Annotated in this window: 13 protein-coding genes; 4 read left to right on the forward strand and 9 right to left on the reverse strand. The window is 75.1% G+C overall.

All coding sequences use genetic code 11. The features are described from left to right. Nucleotides 1-180 precede the first annotated feature (180 nt). Entirely contained in the window at nt 181-2,460 is a 2,280-nt protein-coding gene (locus AC3ANM_RS00910; RefSeq protein ID WP_488286262.1) for a hypothetical protein, read from the forward strand. A gap of 16 nt (nt 2,461-2,476) precedes the next feature. Continuing rightward, nucleotides 2,477-4,516, forward strand: a complete 2,040-nt coding sequence (locus tag AC3ANM_RS00915; RefSeq protein WP_488286263.1) for a serine/threonine-protein kinase — start codon at nt 2,477-2,479, stop codon at nt 4,514-4,516. 35 nt (nt 4,517-4,551) lie between these two features. Here the strand turns inward: AC3ANM_RS00915 and AC3ANM_RS00920 are convergent, their stop codons facing one another. The 7 genes from AC3ANM_RS00920 to AC3ANM_RS00950 all read right to left on the reverse strand — a co-directional run bounded on the left by AC3ANM_RS00920 (nt 4,552) and on the right by AC3ANM_RS00950 (nt 13,081). Continuing rightward, complete coding sequence (locus AC3ANM_RS00920; protein WP_488286264.1) at nt 4,552-6,042, reverse strand: aminoglycoside phosphotransferase family protein; 1,491 nt, start codon at nt 6,040-6,042, stop codon at nt 4,552-4,554. After that, complete coding sequence (locus tag AC3ANM_RS00925; protein WP_488286265.1) at nt 6,039-6,881, reverse strand: ATP-grasp domain-containing protein; 843 nt, start codon at nt 6,879-6,881, stop codon at nt 6,039-6,041. Before AC3ANM_RS00925 ends, AC3ANM_RS00920 begins: the two co-directional genes overlap by 4 nt. Further along, nucleotides 6,878-7,846, reverse strand: coding sequence for an ATP-grasp domain-containing protein (locus AC3ANM_RS00930; RefSeq protein WP_488286266.1), 969 nt, complete (start codon nt 7,844-7,846; stop codon nt 6,878-6,880). The genes AC3ANM_RS00925 and AC3ANM_RS00930 overlap by 4 nt, the downstream gene beginning before the upstream one ends. A gap of 235 nt (nt 7,847-8,081) precedes the next feature. Next, the gene (locus AC3ANM_RS00935; RefSeq protein WP_488286267.1) at nt 8,082-8,909 is read right to left on the reverse strand and encodes a protein kinase domain-containing protein; all 828 of its coding nucleotides are present in this window, start codon (nt 8,907-8,909) and stop codon (nt 8,082-8,084) included. 11 nt (nt 8,910-8,920) lie between these two features. Further along, nucleotides 8,921-10,507 (reverse strand): FHA domain-containing protein, encoded by a 1,587-nt coding sequence (locus AC3ANM_RS00940; RefSeq protein ID WP_488286268.1) that lies wholly within the window; start codon nt 10,505-10,507, stop codon nt 8,921-8,923. Beyond that, nucleotides 10,504-12,321 (reverse strand): glycoside hydrolase family 15 protein, encoded by a 1,818-nt coding sequence (locus tag AC3ANM_RS00945; protein WP_488286269.1) that lies wholly within the window; start codon nt 12,319-12,321, stop codon nt 10,504-10,506. Before AC3ANM_RS00945 ends, AC3ANM_RS00940 begins: the two co-directional genes overlap by 4 nt. 10 nt (nt 12,322-12,331) lie before the next feature. After that, nucleotides 12,332-13,081 (reverse strand): FHA domain-containing protein, encoded by a 750-nt coding sequence (locus AC3ANM_RS00950; protein WP_488286270.1) that lies wholly within the window; start codon nt 13,079-13,081, stop codon nt 12,332-12,334. A 286-nt stretch (nt 13,082-13,367) separates the two neighbouring features. Between AC3ANM_RS00950 and AC3ANM_RS00955 the strand changes: the two genes are divergently transcribed. Then, nucleotides 13,368-14,213 carry a glycerophosphodiester phosphodiesterase gene (locus AC3ANM_RS00955; RefSeq protein ID WP_488286271.1) on the forward strand — a complete coding sequence of 282 codons (846 nt, stop codon included), beginning with the start codon at nt 13,368-13,370 and terminating at the stop codon, nt 14,211-14,213. Nucleotides 14,214-14,286: 73 nt separating this feature from the next. After that, nucleotides 14,287-14,664, forward strand: coding sequence for a hypothetical protein (locus AC3ANM_RS00960; protein WP_488286272.1), 378 nt, complete (start codon nt 14,287-14,289; stop codon nt 14,662-14,664). A 128-nt stretch (nt 14,665-14,792) separates the two neighbouring features. Here the strand turns inward: AC3ANM_RS00960 and AC3ANM_RS00965 are convergent, their stop codons facing one another. Both AC3ANM_RS00965 and AC3ANM_RS00970 read right to left on the reverse strand, forming a co-directional pair. Next, nucleotides 14,793-15,734 carry an MEDS domain-containing protein gene (locus AC3ANM_RS00965; protein ID WP_488286273.1) on the reverse strand — a complete coding sequence of 314 codons (942 nt, stop codon included), beginning with the start codon at nt 15,732-15,734 and terminating at the stop codon, nt 14,793-14,795. Continuing rightward, complete coding sequence (locus tag AC3ANM_RS00970; protein ID WP_488286274.1) at nt 15,731-16,543, reverse strand: MEDS domain-containing protein; 813 nt, start codon at nt 16,541-16,543, stop codon at nt 15,731-15,733. Before AC3ANM_RS00970 ends, AC3ANM_RS00965 begins: the two co-directional genes overlap by 4 nt. Nucleotides 16,544-16,610: the final 67 nt, after the last annotated feature.

A 16,610-nucleotide genomic window follows, 5' to 3' on the forward strand; every position in this document is an offset into this window, starting at 1 on the left:
CCGTCCCGGCTCCCGGCGGCGGGGCGAGGGGCCGACGTGGTCGCCCGGCCTAGTCCGAAAGGCGTATTCCGTTACCGGACAAGGGCTTCACGCGTCCGTTGACACCCCCCGACAACGGGTTTTGGATGGATGAGTCCGCCGCGGACATCGGCTGTCCTGCCACGTCGAGCGGAGCGCGTCATGACCGGTCATCGCAGCACCCGTGCCCTCTCCGTGGGGGCAGGCGTCGTCGCTGCCCTGGTCCTCGGGCCCGTCTCCACGGCCGTCGCGCACGTCCACCCGACCCCCACCGAGCTCACCGAGCCGGCCGTCGTCTACGTCGAGGCGCGCGCCCACGTCGAGGTGGCCCTCATCGAGCACAAGCAGGTGGGCGACCCCTTCGGCGTCCACATCGGGATCATCCCGAGCGTGTGGGACCCGGTCCTCAAGGCGGCCAGCGGCTTCGTCGTCGACCCCACCGGGGCGGTCGTGACGACGGGCGAGCTGAGCTCGGGCGACCTGCGCAGCGCCCAGGTGTACGCCGTCAACCAGGCCTTCCACCAGCACTACGGGTCGGCGGCGCCGCTGCCGGCAGACCCGTTCTCGGAGCACCACATCGGGCCCGTCTCCGACACCACGGAGCAGCGGCTCCAGGCCTGCTACACGCCGCAGAAGACCAACGACGCCGGCGGCTGCGTCGTGCACGCCACCTGGGACTACCGGGTCTTCCCGTACGTGACATCGCAGCAGCGCTACGGCAACCTGCCTGCCAACGTCATCGCCCACACCAACGATGTGACGGTGCTGCGGGTGACCGGCGCGACGAGCATGCCGACGGTCGACCTCGCCAAGTCGTCGGCCGGCGCCCACGCCCTGGCGTCGCTGGGCTTCACCGGGGTGCCCGGGGCCGCGCACCCGCTGCTCATGACGAACACGCACCTGGCGACTGTGGGTGGCAGCGTGCTGAAGACGACCGGGTTCACCGGCACCGAGGCGGCGGACGCCGCCAAGCTGGACCGTGACGTCGTCGCCGGGGTGCAGGGCGGTCCTCTGGTTGCCGAGATGGGCCAGGTCATCGGCTTCCTCGTGCCGCCGGCGGCCGGCTCGACGACGGGCAGCTCCGGGGCGAGCGGCAGTCCCTCGACTCCGGCGTCCGGAGGTGGGTCCGCGACGGGGTCCGCGACCGGCTCGGCGACGGGGTCCGCGAATGGCTCGTCGACCGGTGCGCCCACAGGCGCGGCCTCCTCCGGTGGCCTGTCACGCATCGTGGGTGCCGCAGCGATCGCGACCGCGCTGAGCCGCGCCAACGTCACCCCCCTGCGTGGGCCGGCCGACATCTCCTTCGAGAGGGCGATGCACGACTTCAAGAACCACGGGTATGCACGGTCGCTCACCGGGTTCCGCAACACCCTGGCGCTGTTCCCCGGTCACGTCCCCGCCCGCACGAACCTCGCCCAGGCGGTGAAGCTGCAGGGCAGCCCGTCCGGGCAGATGTCCGGGCAGATGCCTGGGCAGATGCCTGGGCAGGCAGCCACCCACAGCTCGTCGGGCATCTCTCCGTGGCTGGTCGCCGGCCTGGTCCTCCTCGGCCTCATCCTGGTCGGGCTCCTCGTGGCGCTGCTCCTCCGGCGACGCCGGCGCGAGGGGACCGGCGGGCCGGGCCCGGACGCGGCGACGGCCCGGGAGCCCGTGCCGGCCGGTGCCGCACCGGCTGCCATGGCGGCCGGTGCTGCGCGCGCCCCGGGTGCGTCGGGTACGCCCGGCCCGCCCGGAGGTCCTGGTGCGACCGGAGGTGCCGGTGGGCGCGGTGCGCCGGGTGGTCCCGGGGCCGCGGGACCCCAGGGCTCGAGGCCGGGCGTGGGGCGTCCGCCTTCTGCGCCGCCCGGAGCGGGCGGCCCCCGGGCAGCGGCCCCCGCCGGGTCCACCCCCTCGCGTCCGACGCCGACTCCCGCCGGCGCCGGCCCCTCCGGGCCCGGGCCGACCACTCCGACGGCGGCAGGGTCTGCGGCCGGATCAGCGGCGGGAGCGGCGACGGGCGCAGCGGCCGGAGCTGCGGCAGGCGTCTCCCGCCCGGTGTCGCGCCCACTCGGCCCGACGCCGGGTGGCCCGGGTGCGCCCCGCGACCCGGCCACCGCCGGACCGGCGGCTGGGGGAGGCCGTCCCCCGGGAGGCGGGCCGGGGGCAGCGCCCTCGCGGACGGCACCGTCGTCCAGTGGTCCGCCGGCCCCGGGCGGCCCGCAACGGCCGGGCGCAGGTGGGGAACCGGTCCGGGCGGCGGGGGCCTCGGTCGGGGGTCGCCCGAGCGGATCGGCGGTGCGGCCCGCACCCGGGGAGGGGCCGGTGCGCCCCGGTTCCATGGGCGGAGCCGCCCCTGGCTCCGAGACCGGCTCCACGCGAGCCCGCAACTTCTGCACCACCTGTGGTGGCCGCCTCGCGGCCGGCGACCGGTTCTGCGGTTGGTGCGGCGAGCCGGTGACGTGACGGGCGGCGCCAGCGGATGACCGAGCAGGCCACAGGATCGGAGATCGCCGGCTACCGGATCGAGTCGGTGATCGGCCGGGGCGGCATGGCCACGGTCTACCGGGCGGAGGACACCCGGCTGGGGCGCAAGGTGGCCCTGAAGCTTCTCTCGAGCTCGCTGGCCGCCAACGAGCAGTTCCGGCAGCGGTTCATCCGCGAGTCCCGGCTGGCGGCCTCCCTCGACCACCCCAACATCGTGCCGATCTACGAGGCGGGGGACGCGGACGGCGTCCTGTTCATCGCGATGCGCTACGTCGTGGGCAGCGACATGAAGGACCTGCTTGCGCGTGACGGGGCCCTGGACCCGGACCGCGCGGTGAGGTTGTTCGCCCAGATCGGTGAGGCGCTCGACGCCGCGCACGAGCTCGGCCTGGTCCACCGGGACGTCAAGCCCGGCAACATCCTGATCACCCAGACCCACGAGCACGGCGACCACGTGAGCACCGAGCACGTCTACCTGACCGACTTCGGGCTGACGAAGCGCACCTCGTCCCTCTCCGGCGGGCTGACCGGGACGGGCCACTTCCTGGGGACCGTGGACTACGTCGCCCCCGAGCAGATCCAGGGCAAGCCGGTCGGACCGGCCGCGGACATGTACGCCCTGGGGTGCCTGCTCTACGAGTGCCTCACCGGACGGGTGCCGTTCCGCCGGGACGACGACGCGGCCGTCCTCTGGGCGCACCTCATCGAACCGCCCCCACCCCCGTCCGTGCTGCGCGCGGACCTTCCGGCGTCGGTCAACGCGGTCGTCAGCCGGGCGATGGCCAAGTTCCCCGAGGAGCGCTACGGGTCCTGCCACGAGATGGTCCGCGCGCTGGCCGAGGCCGTGCGTGACCGAGGGTCCGGTGGGCCTGCGGCCCCGGCGACCGGCGGCACGGCGGGCGACGACGGCTCGACGGTGACCCCGGACGCCCCGCTGACAGCCGGAGTCGCCAGCGCCGCCGCGGGTGAGGCCGGGGCCGCCGCACCGCCGGAGGCGGGAGCCGCAGAGCCGGAAGCGGGGGAGGCAGGGCCGGAGGCGGGGCAGGCAGGGGCGGAGGAGCCGGCATGGAGCGACGTGGCCTCCGCGCCGGCGTGGCCGACCGAGTCAGGTCAGGACTGGGCGCCCGAGGCCGAGGAGGGCGCATGGGCCGGGCAGGAGTGGGCCCCCGAGGCCGGCCAGGAGTGGACGGCCGAGGACGAGCCGGCCTGGTCACCGGAGGAGGGGCAGGAGTGGCCCGAACCGGAGGGTGGCTGGGAGGCGAACGGCGAGCCGGGCACCGCGGACAGCCCGGACACCACGGACGCCCCGGACATGGCCTCGTGGCAGGAGCAGGCGTCGGTGGTGTCCGCGGAGGGAACCTCGGCGACCACGGCCTCCACCGCCACCGGGTCGAGCACGACGCGACGGTCCCGTCGCTGGGTGCTGACCACGGTCGCGGCGGTCGTGGTGGTGGCCGTGGTGGCGGTGGCGTTGCTGTGGTGGCTGCCCTCCCGTGGGCAGGACCTCAACCGCGTCTACCGCCCGGGCAACAGCACCGTGCCGCTGTCGTTGCGCTACCCCGGCGCATGGACGGTGCGCGAGAGCCAGGGGACGGAGGCGGTCATCGCGGCCCGACCCGACGTGTCGGGTGACGTCTTCTTCGGCAACGGGGCCGACCAGGGCTGGACGGCCATGCGGCGTCTGCTGCAGACCTCTCCCGGTGACGCGGTCGGGGTCTACCTGTCCTCGGGCTTCAGCTCGGTCAGCCCGTCGTCGCCGTCGTTCCCCGACGCGGTGCGCCAGTCCATGCCGGTGGGGACGCAGCTGCTGGCCGGCCAGCAGCCTGTCGCCGCAGGCGGCCTCCGCGGGGTCGAGCTCAGTGGGGTGCTCACCGCGCCGACCGGCGCGACCGCCAGCCTGGGCCTGATCATCGACGTCCTGACCACACCGCAGGGCGACCAGGTGCTGCTGACGATGTTCGCTCCCTCCTCCGAGCTCCAGGCCCAGCGCGCGCTGTTCGAGAAGGTGCGCGCCTCGCTGCGGGTGCCGGGCTGACGGACGCAGTGCCACGGCATACGGCGCTCCGGTCGTCAGGGGGCGGGCGCCGCCTTCGCGGCGACCAGGCAGGCCCGAACCTCCTCCAGCACGGCCGCGACCTCCCCGGTGCGGGGGCTGTGCAGGCGGTTGGGGCGGCGGGCAGCGATCTTGAGCAGCAGGGCCGCCTCGTAGACGTGGGCCCGGGAGAGCACGGCGGCCCGGCCCGCGGCGGTCCACCCGCGGGCGGCGAGGGCCTCGTCATACGCGCGGGTGAAGACGGCGGCCGCCTCCTCGAACCACTGCCGGGTGCCGGCGCGGTGGTACCAGAGGCCGGGCGGGCGCAGGTAGGCCAGGAAGTAGCCGACGTCCAGCGCCGGGTCGGCCAGGCAGAACTGGTCGAAGTCGACGAGCGCGACCGCGCCGTCGCGGAAGAGCAGCTGGCTCGGCTTGTAGCTGCCGTGGGAGGGCACGAGCGCGTCGGGGCTCGCCGCCCGCAGGTGGGCGGCCAGGTCGTCCGCGACCACCGCCACGGTGCCGGCCAGGGAGGGCACGTATGCCGTGAGGACGGCGGCGCGCTTGGCCGCCCGGGCGGCCTCGTCGGCCCCGGTCCGGGTGGCGGTCTCGACCGTGGACGTGCCACCGGTGTGCAGGTCGACCAGCGCCCGGGCAGCGGCCTCGACGGCCTGGAGCGCCTGCGGGTCGACGGGGCGGATGACGGCCGTGCCCGGGAGCGTCGGCGGGATGTCGGTGCTGCTGCCCAGGTCCTCGCTGAGCGCGATCGGCAACGGCTCGACGACGCCACGCGAGGCGGGGCTCCACCGCGGGCTCTGACGCGTCGCCGCCAGGCGGTCGAGCAGCTCGGCGGCGGCCCGCGCCTGGTCCACCTCGCGGTAGACCTTGCCGACGACGGTGCGGGTCAGGTGCTGTGGCTCGGTGGCCGCCGTCTCGGGGCCGGTCTCGGTGGTGGCCTCGGGGATGGCCCCGCCGCTGGACTCGGCGCTGGACTGGCCGCCGGACTCACCGGTTGCGCCCTCGTCGCCGTCCGCGGAGACGAGGTGCAGCCGGTAGCGCACGACGCAGCGGTCGCCCGGCTTGTAGCGCAGCGCCATGGCGTCGACGTCCGCCAGCCGCCACGTCGGGCCACCCGGCAGGCTGTCGCGGACGGCATCGAGGAGGGCTTCGCGCAGGACGGGCGTCTGCATGGGGGCCATCGCGGCGGCCAGCGCCGGCAGGGTGAGGTCGTGCGGGAAGGACTGCAGCGTCAGGCCGCGCCCGCTCACCTCCAGCAGCCCGGGCCACTGCCCCTGCCAGGCCGACGGCTGGGGCGCGGGGTCGTCCGGGTGCTCGGTCAGCGCCGACTCCTCGACGGTGAGGGTGAACAGGTGCTCTGGGTCCGAGGGCTGGCCGTAGACCGCAACGAGGCCGCGGCCGGGCTTGCGGCGCAGGTAGGTCAGGTTCAGCGCCGCCTGGTGGTCGTCGCGCGCGTCGAGCACCTGCGCCAGGGTCGAGGTGACGCCCTGCGGGGTGAGCCAGGTGGTGGTCATGACCGCACCCCGCGCTCCAGCCAGACCCGCTCGACGAAGCCGGCCAGGTGCGTCGCCGCGTCCCCGGCGCCGCGGAAGCCCGGGAAGGCGTTGACGTCGATGACGTAGGGGCGACCGTTGCTGAGCACGATGTCGGCGCCGAACAGGTCCAGGCCGATCGCGTGCCCGGCGCGGCGGGCGATGTCCACCAGGCCCGGGGCCAGCGAGGCGGGGTCGAGCTCGACGTCGACGTCCTTGCGCCGGACCTCCAGGGCGGCCGGACGACGGGCCACCGACAGGTGGTCGCCGACGACCCAGAACTTGAGGTCGAAGCCGTCGTTGGGCAGGAACTCCTGGGCGATGACCGGCTCCCGTCCCCACTCCGGCAGCAGCTCGGCCAGCTCGTGCCGGGCGAGGACGAGGCGGACCAGGTCGCCGCGACGGCTGGTGCGGCTCTTGACGACGAGCGGCCAGGGCAGCGGCGCGGCGCCGGGGCGGTACGCCTCGCGGGCCAGCTCGGTCAGGGACGCGAACGCCAGCGTCCGGGGGGTCGGCACCCCGGCGGCCGCGAGCAGCGCAGCGGAGCGCTGACGGTCCAGGGCGGTGTCCGTGGCGGTCGGGGTGTTGACCACGACCGCCCCGGCCTGCTCGGCGTGGTGGGCGTAGGCCCGGGCGGCCTCGGTGCGGGACTTCAGCAGGAGCATGTCCCCATCCCTACGCCTGGACGCCGCCGGGCGGAACCCCCACGGGGACAAGGACTTCGGGTCCTGCACGCTGACGGCGTGGCGCTCGCGCAGCAGGTCCAGGGCGGTGTCCAGCACGGGGTTGGACGACGGCTCGGCGATCAGGGTGATGTTCATGCGGACGCCTCCAGGAAGGGCAGGATCTCAAGGGTGCGGGTGTCAGAGGTGAGGCGCTGGGCCACCGACTGGCGGGCCAGGCGGAGCACGGTGCGAGCGAGGCGCTCGGCGGCGTGGGGGACCTTGCCGAAGCTCGGGAAGTCGTTGACGTCCAGGACCATCCAGCCCTGCGGCGTCTCGATCACGTCGATGCCGTAGATGTCGAGGCCGAACGCGCGGCCGACGGCCAGCGCCAGGGCCCGCAGCTCCGGCGTCGTGGGGATGAGCTCCTCCACGACGGGGGCGCCCGGGTGCAGCGGGGAGTGCTTGACCGCGGCGAAGACCTCGTCGCCGGTGTTGTAGAGCTTGATGTCGTAGCCCGGGTTGGGCAGGTACGGCTGGGCCAGCAGGTAGCCGCTGTCGTCGATGTCGAGAGCCTCGAGGTCCTCGGGGCGGTCGACCCGCAGCACCTGCTCGCAGGAGCTGCCGTTGTTGGGCTTGACCACCAGCGGGTAGGCCTCGCGCGGCAGCCCCTGCAGCAGCGCGGTGCGGGCGGCGAACCAGGTGCGGGGGAAGGGCAGTCCGGCGGCGCGGACCCGGCTGGCGGCGACCGCCTTGTCGCGGGCCAGGCGGATGGCGCGGTGGTCGTTGACCGTGGCGGCTCCCGTGGCCGCGGCGGCCTCGAGGATGCTCAGGCCCGGCCCGCCGGAGACGGTCTTGAGGACGTAGGCGTCGTAGCGCGGGCCGCTGAACGGGTCCAGGTCGTCGACGTCGGTCGGCGTGCCGAGCGGGCGCAGGATGTCGACCTCGTGACCCCAGGAGGTCAGGACGTCGGCGACCGCGCCGGGCATGACGTCGTTCTCGTACTTGCCCTCCACGATGAAGCACACCCGCGTCGGGGCCGACACCGTCGAGGCCGAGATGGTGCGCATGGCCTGCGAGCTGGACCGGTGGCCCTGGCCGTGGGACCTGTCGTGCTGTGACATCTGCTGCTCCGCTCCGGCCCGACCCTGTGTCGTGCCTGAGCACCACTCTCGGCGCGGGCGGGACGGGCGGGTAGCGACCCCAGGGCTGCTCCCGCGCCCCGCCAGGGGTGGGTCGCACCCACCCAAGGTGGGGGGCGGCATACGGGTGTGCCGTCCGGTGGCCTCCGTGCGAGGGCCCCTCGGGGCACGTGCGGTCCGGCTGGTGCCTCCCGGGACGGCCGGTATGCCGCGGGCGTCAGTGCGCGTGCCCGGTCGCCGTCGCGGCGACCTCCTCCACCGCGTCGGCGAGCTCCGCGGCGGTGCGGTAGCGCGCTGCCGGGTCGGCCCGCAGCGCCTGCAGCACCACCGCCCGCTCGGCCGGGGCCAGGTCAGGGTCCGGCTCGGGGTCGCTGCGCAGGTACATCCGCACCGCGACCATGGGGTCCGCCGACATCAACGAGGGGTAGAGGCCGGTGCCGGTGAGGGCCAGGTGCAGCGTGACCCCCAGCGCCCAGATGTCGCTGGCCCGCCCCGGGGGTGCGCCGCGGACCACCGCGGGGTCGGCCAGCTCCAGCGCGGTGGAGCCCCCGAGCGGGTGGGGTCCTGTGGTGGTGATCCCGGGCTCGACGAGGTGGGACACCCCGGGCTCGGCCAGCAGGGCACCGGTGTCGGCCAGGAGGATGTTGCTCGGCTTGATCGCCCGGTGCACGATGCCGGCCTCGTGCAGCCGATGGGCGGCCCGGGCCGCCCGGGCCACGGCGTGCAGCCGCGCCTCCCTCGACAGGGGGCGGGTCGGCCGGGCCAGGGACCCCATCGGCTGGTAGCCCAGGACGTAGTACAGGCGCGTCCCGGCCAGGCCCGCCTCGAGCAGGGGGACCAGCTCGTCCCCGTCGACGGCGGCGAAGCACTGGAGCTCGTGCGTGACGGCGTCGAAGGTGGCCTCGGAGGCGTTGTTCTCCAGCACCTTCACCGCGACCTGGTCCTCGCCGCGGTCGAGCCGCTCCGGCGGGCGGGCGAGGTAGACCCGCCCCTGCGGTCCGCGGCCGATCTCCCGCAGGAAGGCGAAGTCGGCGATCCCGTCCACGGCGGCCTCCCTCAGGACCCGGCCCCGGGGGCAGGTTCCGGGTCGGGTGCGGGCGCAGCGGCTGGTCCGGCGGGACGGCCGACAGCGGCGGGGTGGCGGTCGAACATGAGGTGACGCTTGCCCAGCCGGATCCGGTCGCCCGGGGACAGGACGGTGGGCTCCTCGACCGGGACCCACGGGCCGGCGGCACCGTGGCTGCTGAGGAACGTCCCGTTGGAGGAGCCGCTGTCGGCAACGGTGACCTCCCAGCCGTGGAGCCGGACGTGCGCGTGCACCCGCGAGACGCTGTGCGCCTCGTCGCGCAGCGGCAGCTGCTGGGCCCGGCCGGCGATGACGTCCTCGGCACGCCCGGGCTCGCGGCCGATGACGACGTCGGAGGTCAGCAGGAACACCGACCCCTCGTCGGTGACCAGGACCCCGAGCGGCGGCCGGGCCGCGCGCACCGGCGGGGACTCCCTGTCGATCGGCCTGCCGCACAGCACGCAGGTGGCGGACCGGGGGTCGTTGAGGTGGCCGGCGGGGCAGGGCAGGCCCTCGACGACCACCTGCCGGTCGACGGTGGGTGCCTCGGTGCGGTCGGGCGTCTCGCCGGCCAGCGGCAACGGCGCCCTGACCGGCGCGGCGACGCCGCTGAGGGGCACGTTGCGGAAGCGCGTGACCGGGCGCATGACGGTGAACTGCGCCGCCACGGAGGGGTCCCGCCGCGTGGCGCCCTCCGCAACAGGCTCTGCGACCGGCTCGGCGGTCGCTTCGGGAATCGCCTCGGCGAGTGCTTCGGGGCTCGGCTCGGGAACGGGCTGGGGGACCGGCTCGGTCACCGGGCCGGTGACGGGCTCCTCGGCCGGGGACTCCTTGGCCCGAGACTCCTTGGCCACGGGCTCGTCAGCGCTGGGCTCCTCGGCGATGGGCTCCGCGACCGCGGGCTCCTCCGGCTCCGCGGGCCGTTCGGGTTCGCGCACGCGTCCGCGCGCCGGGGCGGGCTCGGCCCGGGCAGCCGGCGGTGCCGGTACCTGCTCCACGGGCGGCGCGGCATCGGTGGCCGCGAGGGTGCGCAGCACCGTCACCCCGCTGCCGGGGACCGTGCCGAGCGTGAGGTCGAGCGGCAGTCCGGCCGAGGGGTCCGCAGCCCCACCACCGTCCGTCCCATGACCGTCCGCCCCTCCCTCGGCACCGACCCCCGCCCCGGGACCACCGAGGCGCAGCTCGGTGAAGTCGGGGTCCACACGGTGCTCCACCCAGGCCAGCGAGGCGCGGCCGTCGACCCGCTCCTCGGCGCGACCGCGCACCAGCGCGTCCACGTCCCCGTACAACAGCAGCACCGGCCCGGCGTCGACGTCGAGCACGAGGGCGAAGTCGGGGACGGCGTCCGGCTCGTCCGTGGAGGCGACCAGCGCGGCCACCCGCCGGGCCCGACGCCGGCCGGTCGGGTCGTCGGCCACGTCGCAGGTGGCCAGCAGCTCGCGGGCGGCCCCCACCTGGTCCGGGCCGATGACCGGCAGCACCAGCAGCACGTCCGGCCCGCGGTGCACGACGCCCGGCCCGGGCTGGACCACCACCCGCGCGGCGGACCCGAGGGCCCGACCGGCGCGGGTGCTCATGCCGGTCCCGGGGTCAGCGCCCGGTCGAGGTTGACGGCGGCGCTGATCAGCGCCAGGTGCGTGAACGCCTGCGGGAAGTTGCCCAGCGCCTCGCCGGAGGGGCCGATCTCCTCGGCGTACAGCCCGAGGTGGTTGGCATAGGTGAGCATCTTCTCGAAGACCTGGCGGGCCTGGTCCAGCCGGCCGGCGCGGGTGAGCGCCTCGACGTACCAGAACGAGCAGAGGTTGAATGTCCCCTCGCCCTCGACGAACCCGTCGCTGCCGTCGGTGCGGTAGCGCTGCACAAGGCTGTCGGTGACCAGCTCCTCCTCGATGCGGTCCAGGGTGGCGAGGAACCGGGGGTCGCGGGGGCCGGTGAACTTCACCAGGGGCATCACCAGGGCGCCGGCGTCCAGCGTCGAGCTGCCCGGGTACTGCACGTAGGCCCGGCGCTCGCGGTTCCACGCCTGCTCCTGCACCTGGAGGTAGGCCCGGTCGGCGGCCTCGCGCCAGGCGGTCAGCGGCGCCGGCAGCCCCCGGTGCCGGGCGATCCGCCCGGCCCGCTCGAAGGCCACCCAGGTCATCAGCGTGGAGTAGGTGAACCGCTGCATCGGCCCGCGCACCTCCCAGACCCCGCAGTCCGGCTCCTCCCAGTGCTGCTCCAGCCAGTCCAGCTGGCGGCACAGCGCCACCCACAGGCTGTACGAGATGGGCTGGCCGTGCTTGTTGAACAGGTAGACCGAGTCCATCAGCTCGCCGTGGATGTCGAGCTGGCGCTGGTGCGCCGCCCCGTTGCCGATCCGGACCGGGCGTGACCCGCGGTAGCCGGCGAGGTGGTCCAGGGCCTCCTCCGCCGGTGAGGGGTCGCCGTCGATGGCATACAGCACCTGCAGGCTCGCCCCCGGCGGCGCCTCGAGGCAGCGGGCCTCCAGCCACGTCGTGAACGCGCCCGCCTCCTGGGTGAAGCCCAGGCTCATCAACGCATAGACGGTGAAGGCCGCGTCGCGCACCCAGGTGTAGCGGTAGTCCCAGTTGCGGGTGCCGCCGATCGCCTCGGGCAGGGAGGTGGTGGCGGCCGCGACCAGCGCCCCGGTCGGCTGGTGCACCAGCAGCTTGAGCGTCAGCGCCGAGCGCTCGACCATCTCGCGGTAGCGCCCGCGGTAGCGCGAGCGGCGGATCCAGCTCTGCCAGAAGGAGACCGTGGCCTCGAGCAGCTCCTCGACCTCGATCAGGTCCAGCGGGTGAGGGGAGCCCTGGCGGGACAGCGCCAGGGCGATCGTGTCGCCCTCCTGGAGGACCGGGGTGGCCACGGCGGCGGCACCGTCGGCGTGCAGCGGCACGGTGGAGCGCAGCACGAGCCGGCCGGCGGGGGAGGAGAAGAACGCCCCGGACCCCTCGACGACGTCGACCTCGCCGCGGGCGCGGCCGTAGTCGAAGGCCGGCTCGCAGCGGATGTCGACCTGCACCCGGCCGCGCACGGCGCGGATCTTGCGCACCAGCTGGTGGGCGCCGCGGTGGTCGTGCGAGCCGTGCTCGTGGGGGACCATGAAGTCCACGACCTCCAGCACCGCGTGCTCGCCGAGGAACCGGGTCAGCAGCACGTTGGAGTCCGGCAGGTACATCTGCTTGGTCCGCGTCGCGCCCACCGCCCGCACGGTGAACCGCCCGCCGCGCTCGCCGTCGAGCAGGGCCGCGAACACCGACGGGGAGTCGAAGCGCGGCAGGCACAGCCAGTCGATGTCGCCGTCGGTGGAGACCAGGGCCGCGGTGTGCAGGTCGCCGATGATGCCGTGGTCCTCGATCGCGGCCTGTCCGGTATGCCGGGTGCCCACCACCGCGCGCCCGCTACAGCTCGCGCCGGGAGACCAGCCCCAGGGAGAAGGCCCGCTCGACGAGCTTGGCGCGCTTCTGGTTCTGGGGGAGGTCCTCGATGTGGAACTTCTGGAACAGCGTGCGCAGGTGGGTCTTGACCGCGTCGACGCTCAGGTAGAGCTCGGCGGCGATCTGCTGGTTGGCGGCGGGCGTGGCGAAGCCGGAGGAGTCGCGGTACGGGCGGCACAGGGCCGTGAGGACCTGCCGCTGCGTGGGTGACAGGGACCCCACCGTGACCATGCCGGTGGCGACCTTCGTCTCCTGTGACGCCCCGCGGTGGCCGCGGTAGGTGAACGACGTGCCGCCGAGGACGAAGGTGTCGCCGTCGCGCAGCCGCCGGCGCCCGGCCAGGCGCTCGCCGTTGAGGTAGGTCCCGTTGCGGGAGAGGCCGTCGTCGACGAGGGTCCAGTCCCGGCCAACCGGCTCGAGCTGGGCGTGCACCCGGGAGACCGCCTCGTCCCAGTCGAGCTGGACGTCGCACCCGGCGCTGCGGCCCAGCGTGATCGGGGTGCCGGGGGAGAGGGCGACGTACTGCCGCTCGCCGCCGCCGTCGGTGTAGCTGAGGAACGGCCCGTCGGTCCAGCCGACCCCGCCTCGAGGCCGGCTGGGGGACGAGGCAGGAGGGGGAGCGGGAGAGGCGGCAGGCGGGGTGCCGGCCGGTGCGGTGGGAGGGCCTGCGGCAGCAGGGGGAGGGGCGGCGGCGGGGCGGCCCGCACGGGGCACGGGAGCGCGACCCCGGTCAGCAGGTGGATCGTCCATGGGCCACTCCCAAGCGTCCTCGCCGTCCAGTCTACGACCCCGGGACCGCCCGTTCGGGGGGTCGGCCGGTGGGGCGGACGGGCCTGCGCCGCCGGCCGCGTGGCCGGTGCCGTGTCCCCACCAAGGGGGTGGGCGGCCCACACCTTGCGAGGGTTCGCCAACACCTGCGGTGCCTACCTGCCACCGCTGCCGCCCGGCACCGTCGAGGTCAGGAAACAAGGCCACCCACGGACCGGGAAGGAACGCTCCGATGTCACCGATCACCGCCACCGCAGGCGCCCGAGTCCTCGCCGCCGTCGCCCCCGGCCCGCAGGTGGCCCCGCGTGCCGGGACCGTCGCCCGCGTCCTGGCCCACCGTGGCCTCTCCGGTGCCAGCCGTCCGGACAACACCGTTGCGGCCGTGGCCGCGGCGCTCCAGCTCGGCGCCGACGGCGTCGAGGTCGACGTCCGGCTGACCGCCGACGGTGCCCTGGTCTGCAGCCACGACCCGGTCCTGCTCGGGCGGGACGGCCGTGAGGTCGAGATCGCCGTGGCCACGGCGGCGCAGGTGCGCTCGCTGGATCTCGGCGGCGGCCACCACGCGGCGACGCTTGCCGAGGTGCTCGCCGTGGTGGCGCTGCACGGTCGGTCGGTGGTCGTGGAGGCCAAGGCCGTCGACGTCCCCGGCTACGCCGGGCGGCTCGGCCGCGAGCTCGGCCGGGCCCTGGCCCACCGGCCCGCGGGCGTCACCGTCTCCTCCTTCGACGCCGAGCTGCTGTGCGGCCTGCGCCCGGTGGTGTCCACCCGTGGTGCCCGGACCGCCCTGCTCGGTCGCGCCGCCACCCCGCTGACCGCCCTGCTCAGGCGCGCCGTCGACGACGGGCACGACGAGATCCACCCGGAGGTGGCCGCCGTCCTCGACGCCCCCGGTGCGCTCGGACCGGCCCACCGGCTCGGCGTCGGCGTCACCGCCTGGACCGCCAACCGGCGCAGCGAGCTGCGCCAGCTCGCCCACCTCGGCGTGGACGCCGTGATCACCGACCACCCGGCACGTGCCCTGGAGGCGCTCGCCGCGCTCGACACCCCCGCAACCCCGTCCGGCACCAGGGCCTGCTGAGCCCCGGCGCCGACGGCCCCTCGACCTCACCAGGTGACCACCCGGGTCACCGTCAGGAAAGGAAACCCCCACCATGTCCCTCATCACCCGCCACCGCCCGGCCCTCCTGGGCATCGCCCTGGCCGGAGTCCTCGGCGCCGCCGCCGTCGCCGTCGGCAGTGCCACCTCGGCTGCCACCGTCACCCCGACCGTCACCCCGTCCGTCGCGACGGTGACCGGCCCCCACTCCCACCCCGGCCGCGTCCACGCAGTGCACACCACCACCGGCCACACCACCGCCGGCGCGCCCGCCGACACCGCCGACCGCGTCGAGGCCCGCAAGGGCGTCACGGGGCGGCAGGCCCCGACCCCGGAGGCGACGCACCCGGCCCGGACCGCCAGCGGGCTCACCGCGGCCACGCACCCGCACACGCGGGTCGTGCCCCTGCGCGGCGCGCCCGTCGGTGACTGACCACGCGCCTGCCGGCGTCGGGGACGGGTCCGCAAGGACCCGTCCCCGACGCCGTGCCCAGGACCGTCCCGGACGGGCCGCGACCCGGCATACCGCAGCGGGGTGTGGCCGGGAGCGGGCGACCGGGCTCAGGCGGTCGTGAGGAGGACGGCGCAGCCGCGGCCGTCCCGGTTGCTCAGGACGAGGTCCGCGCACAGCTGCCGCGCGACCCAGAGCCCCGACGGGCCGTCGGCAGCGGGATGGCGGAAGCCGGCCAGACGGTCCGGCACCCCCGGCCCCTCGTCCGTCACGAGGGCGGTGAGCTCACCCGGGGCGAGCCAGACGTCCAGCCGCACCGGAGGGGCGCCGTGGCTCAGGGCGTTGACCAGCACCTCGTTCGCCGCGGACACCAGGTCGCTGCCGGTCTCCGGGGCCAGGTCGGCCTCGACCACCGCCAGCGCCAGCAGGCTCCTGGCGTGGTGCAGGTCGCGCAGGGCGGCCACCGTCGTGGTCAGGCTGGGCGGGCCGGTCGGGGCCGAGGGGGTGCCGGCCAACGGGTCGTCCAGGAACGCCGCGGGCGGCTGGTACTCCGGTGCCTGCCACCGTGCGCCGGCCGCGCCGGTGTGGGGGTGGGTCGCCCGCGCCCCGGCGATCACGTGCGGGGGCAGCGTGCGGGTGTCGTAGGTGCACAGGGCATGGAAGGCGTAGCTGCCGAGCACCTCGTTGACCAGCGACTCGTAGCGCGCCCACGCCGCCTGGCCCTTGCGGTCCGCGGGGATGGGCACGGTCCCGGTCACCCAGAGACCACCCGGACCGGTGAACTGCGCGACCGAACGCTGGTAGGCGAAGAGCGTCGACATCGGCGCCTGGTAGAGCTCCTCGTCGTAGCCGTAGGTCAGGCCCTCCTCGGCGCCGAGGGCGTCGCGCAGCAGGTCGACCTGCTCGTGCGAGCTGTGCACCAGGACCTGGCCGCTGGCGGCCAGCCCCAGCTCCACGAAGGCCCGTGTCTCGGCCACCAGCGCCTCATCGTCGTCGTGGACGAGGACGTCGTGGGTGTAGGAGGCGTTGTCGATCACGCTGGTGGTGGTCATGTCCCCTCCAGGACGACTCCGGGTGCCAGCGCAAGGCCGAGCAGGTCGAGGACCCGGCGGACCTTCGGCTGGATCGCGTTGAGCCGCAACCGTCCACCGCCGCGGCGGTACTCGCGGGTGGCTGCGAACAGGGCCCGGGCGGCCGCTACGTCGACGAAGCGCAGCTGGCCCAGCTCCACGGTGAGCTCGCCAAGGTCGCGGCTCAGGACGGCCTGCAGGGCCGAGCGCAGCACGGCCTGCGTGGACACGTCGACCTCACCGCAGAGGTGCACGCCGACCCCGTCGGAGTGGATGCGCAGCTCGCCGGCCATCACGCCGGAGTGCATGCCGCAGACGGCGTGGAGCATCATCGGGGTGAGGTCGTGGTGGTACTGGCACAGGGCCGAGACCCGGTGGGAGCGGCACAGCCGAGCCATGGACCGCTCGAGCTCTGCATGCTCCTGCTCCGTCACGACGGCAGCGGTGCCGTCCTCCTCGGCGCTGACCCGGACCGCGGTGAAGCCGTCCCGAAGGGCCTGGTCGACGAGGCCGACCTGACCGGACGGGGAGTACAGCTGCGGGGCCGGCCCGATCACCTGCAGCTGCCCGTGGTGCAGGGCGGCCGCAGCGTCGGTGCCTTCCCGCTCCAGCAGGGCACACAGCAGGTCCTGTGCCCGGTCGGGCAGCGGCGCGATGTAGACGACGCGCTCTCCGAGCGAGAGGCCACGCGAGGCCCAGGCCACGACGGCCGCACGACGGTCCTGCTCCGAGCGGTGCAGGTGGAGGAGGTGGCCGTCCCACACGGTCGTCGGCCACGGTGATGGCTGCACCCGCTCAGGCTACGCCGGGATCCGGCGGCTGAGCAGGGGGAAATCCGCGTCCTGTCGGGGCCGTGAC

The organism is Oryzihumus sp. JJN4-3R, assembly GCF_057747915.1.

Coding starts and splice junctions, on each gene's coding strand:
- AC3ANM_RS00960 (WP_488286272.1), top strand. CDS start 14,287: ATGTCCCTCATCACCCGCCACCGCCCGGCCCTCCTGGGCATCGCCCTG.
- AC3ANM_RS00915 (WP_488286263.1), top strand. CDS start 2,477: ATGACCGAGCAGGCCACAGGATCGGAGATCGCCGGCTACCGGATCGAG.
- AC3ANM_RS00965 (WP_488286273.1), bottom strand. CDS start 15,734: ATGACCACCACCAGCGTGATCGACAACGCCTCCTACACCCACGACGTC.
- AC3ANM_RS00930 (WP_488286266.1), bottom strand. CDS start 7,846: ATGTCACAGCACGACAGGTCCCACGGCCAGGGCCACCGGTCCAGCTCG.
- AC3ANM_RS00920 (WP_488286264.1), bottom strand. CDS start 6,042: ATGACCACCACCTGGCTCACCCCGCAGGGCGTCACCTCGACCCTGGCG.
- AC3ANM_RS00940 (WP_488286268.1), bottom strand. CDS start 10,507: ATGAGCACCCGCGCCGGTCGGGCCCTCGGGTCCGCCGCGCGGGTGGTG.
- AC3ANM_RS00925 (WP_488286265.1), bottom strand. CDS start 6,881: ATGAACATCACCCTGATCGCCGAGCCGTCGTCCAACCCCGTGCTGGAC.
- AC3ANM_RS00910 (WP_488286262.1), top strand. CDS start 181: ATGACCGGTCATCGCAGCACCCGTGCCCTCTCCGTGGGGGCAGGCGTC.
- AC3ANM_RS00955 (WP_488286271.1), top strand. CDS start 13,368: ATGTCACCGATCACCGCCACCGCAGGCGCCCGAGTCCTCGCCGCCGTC.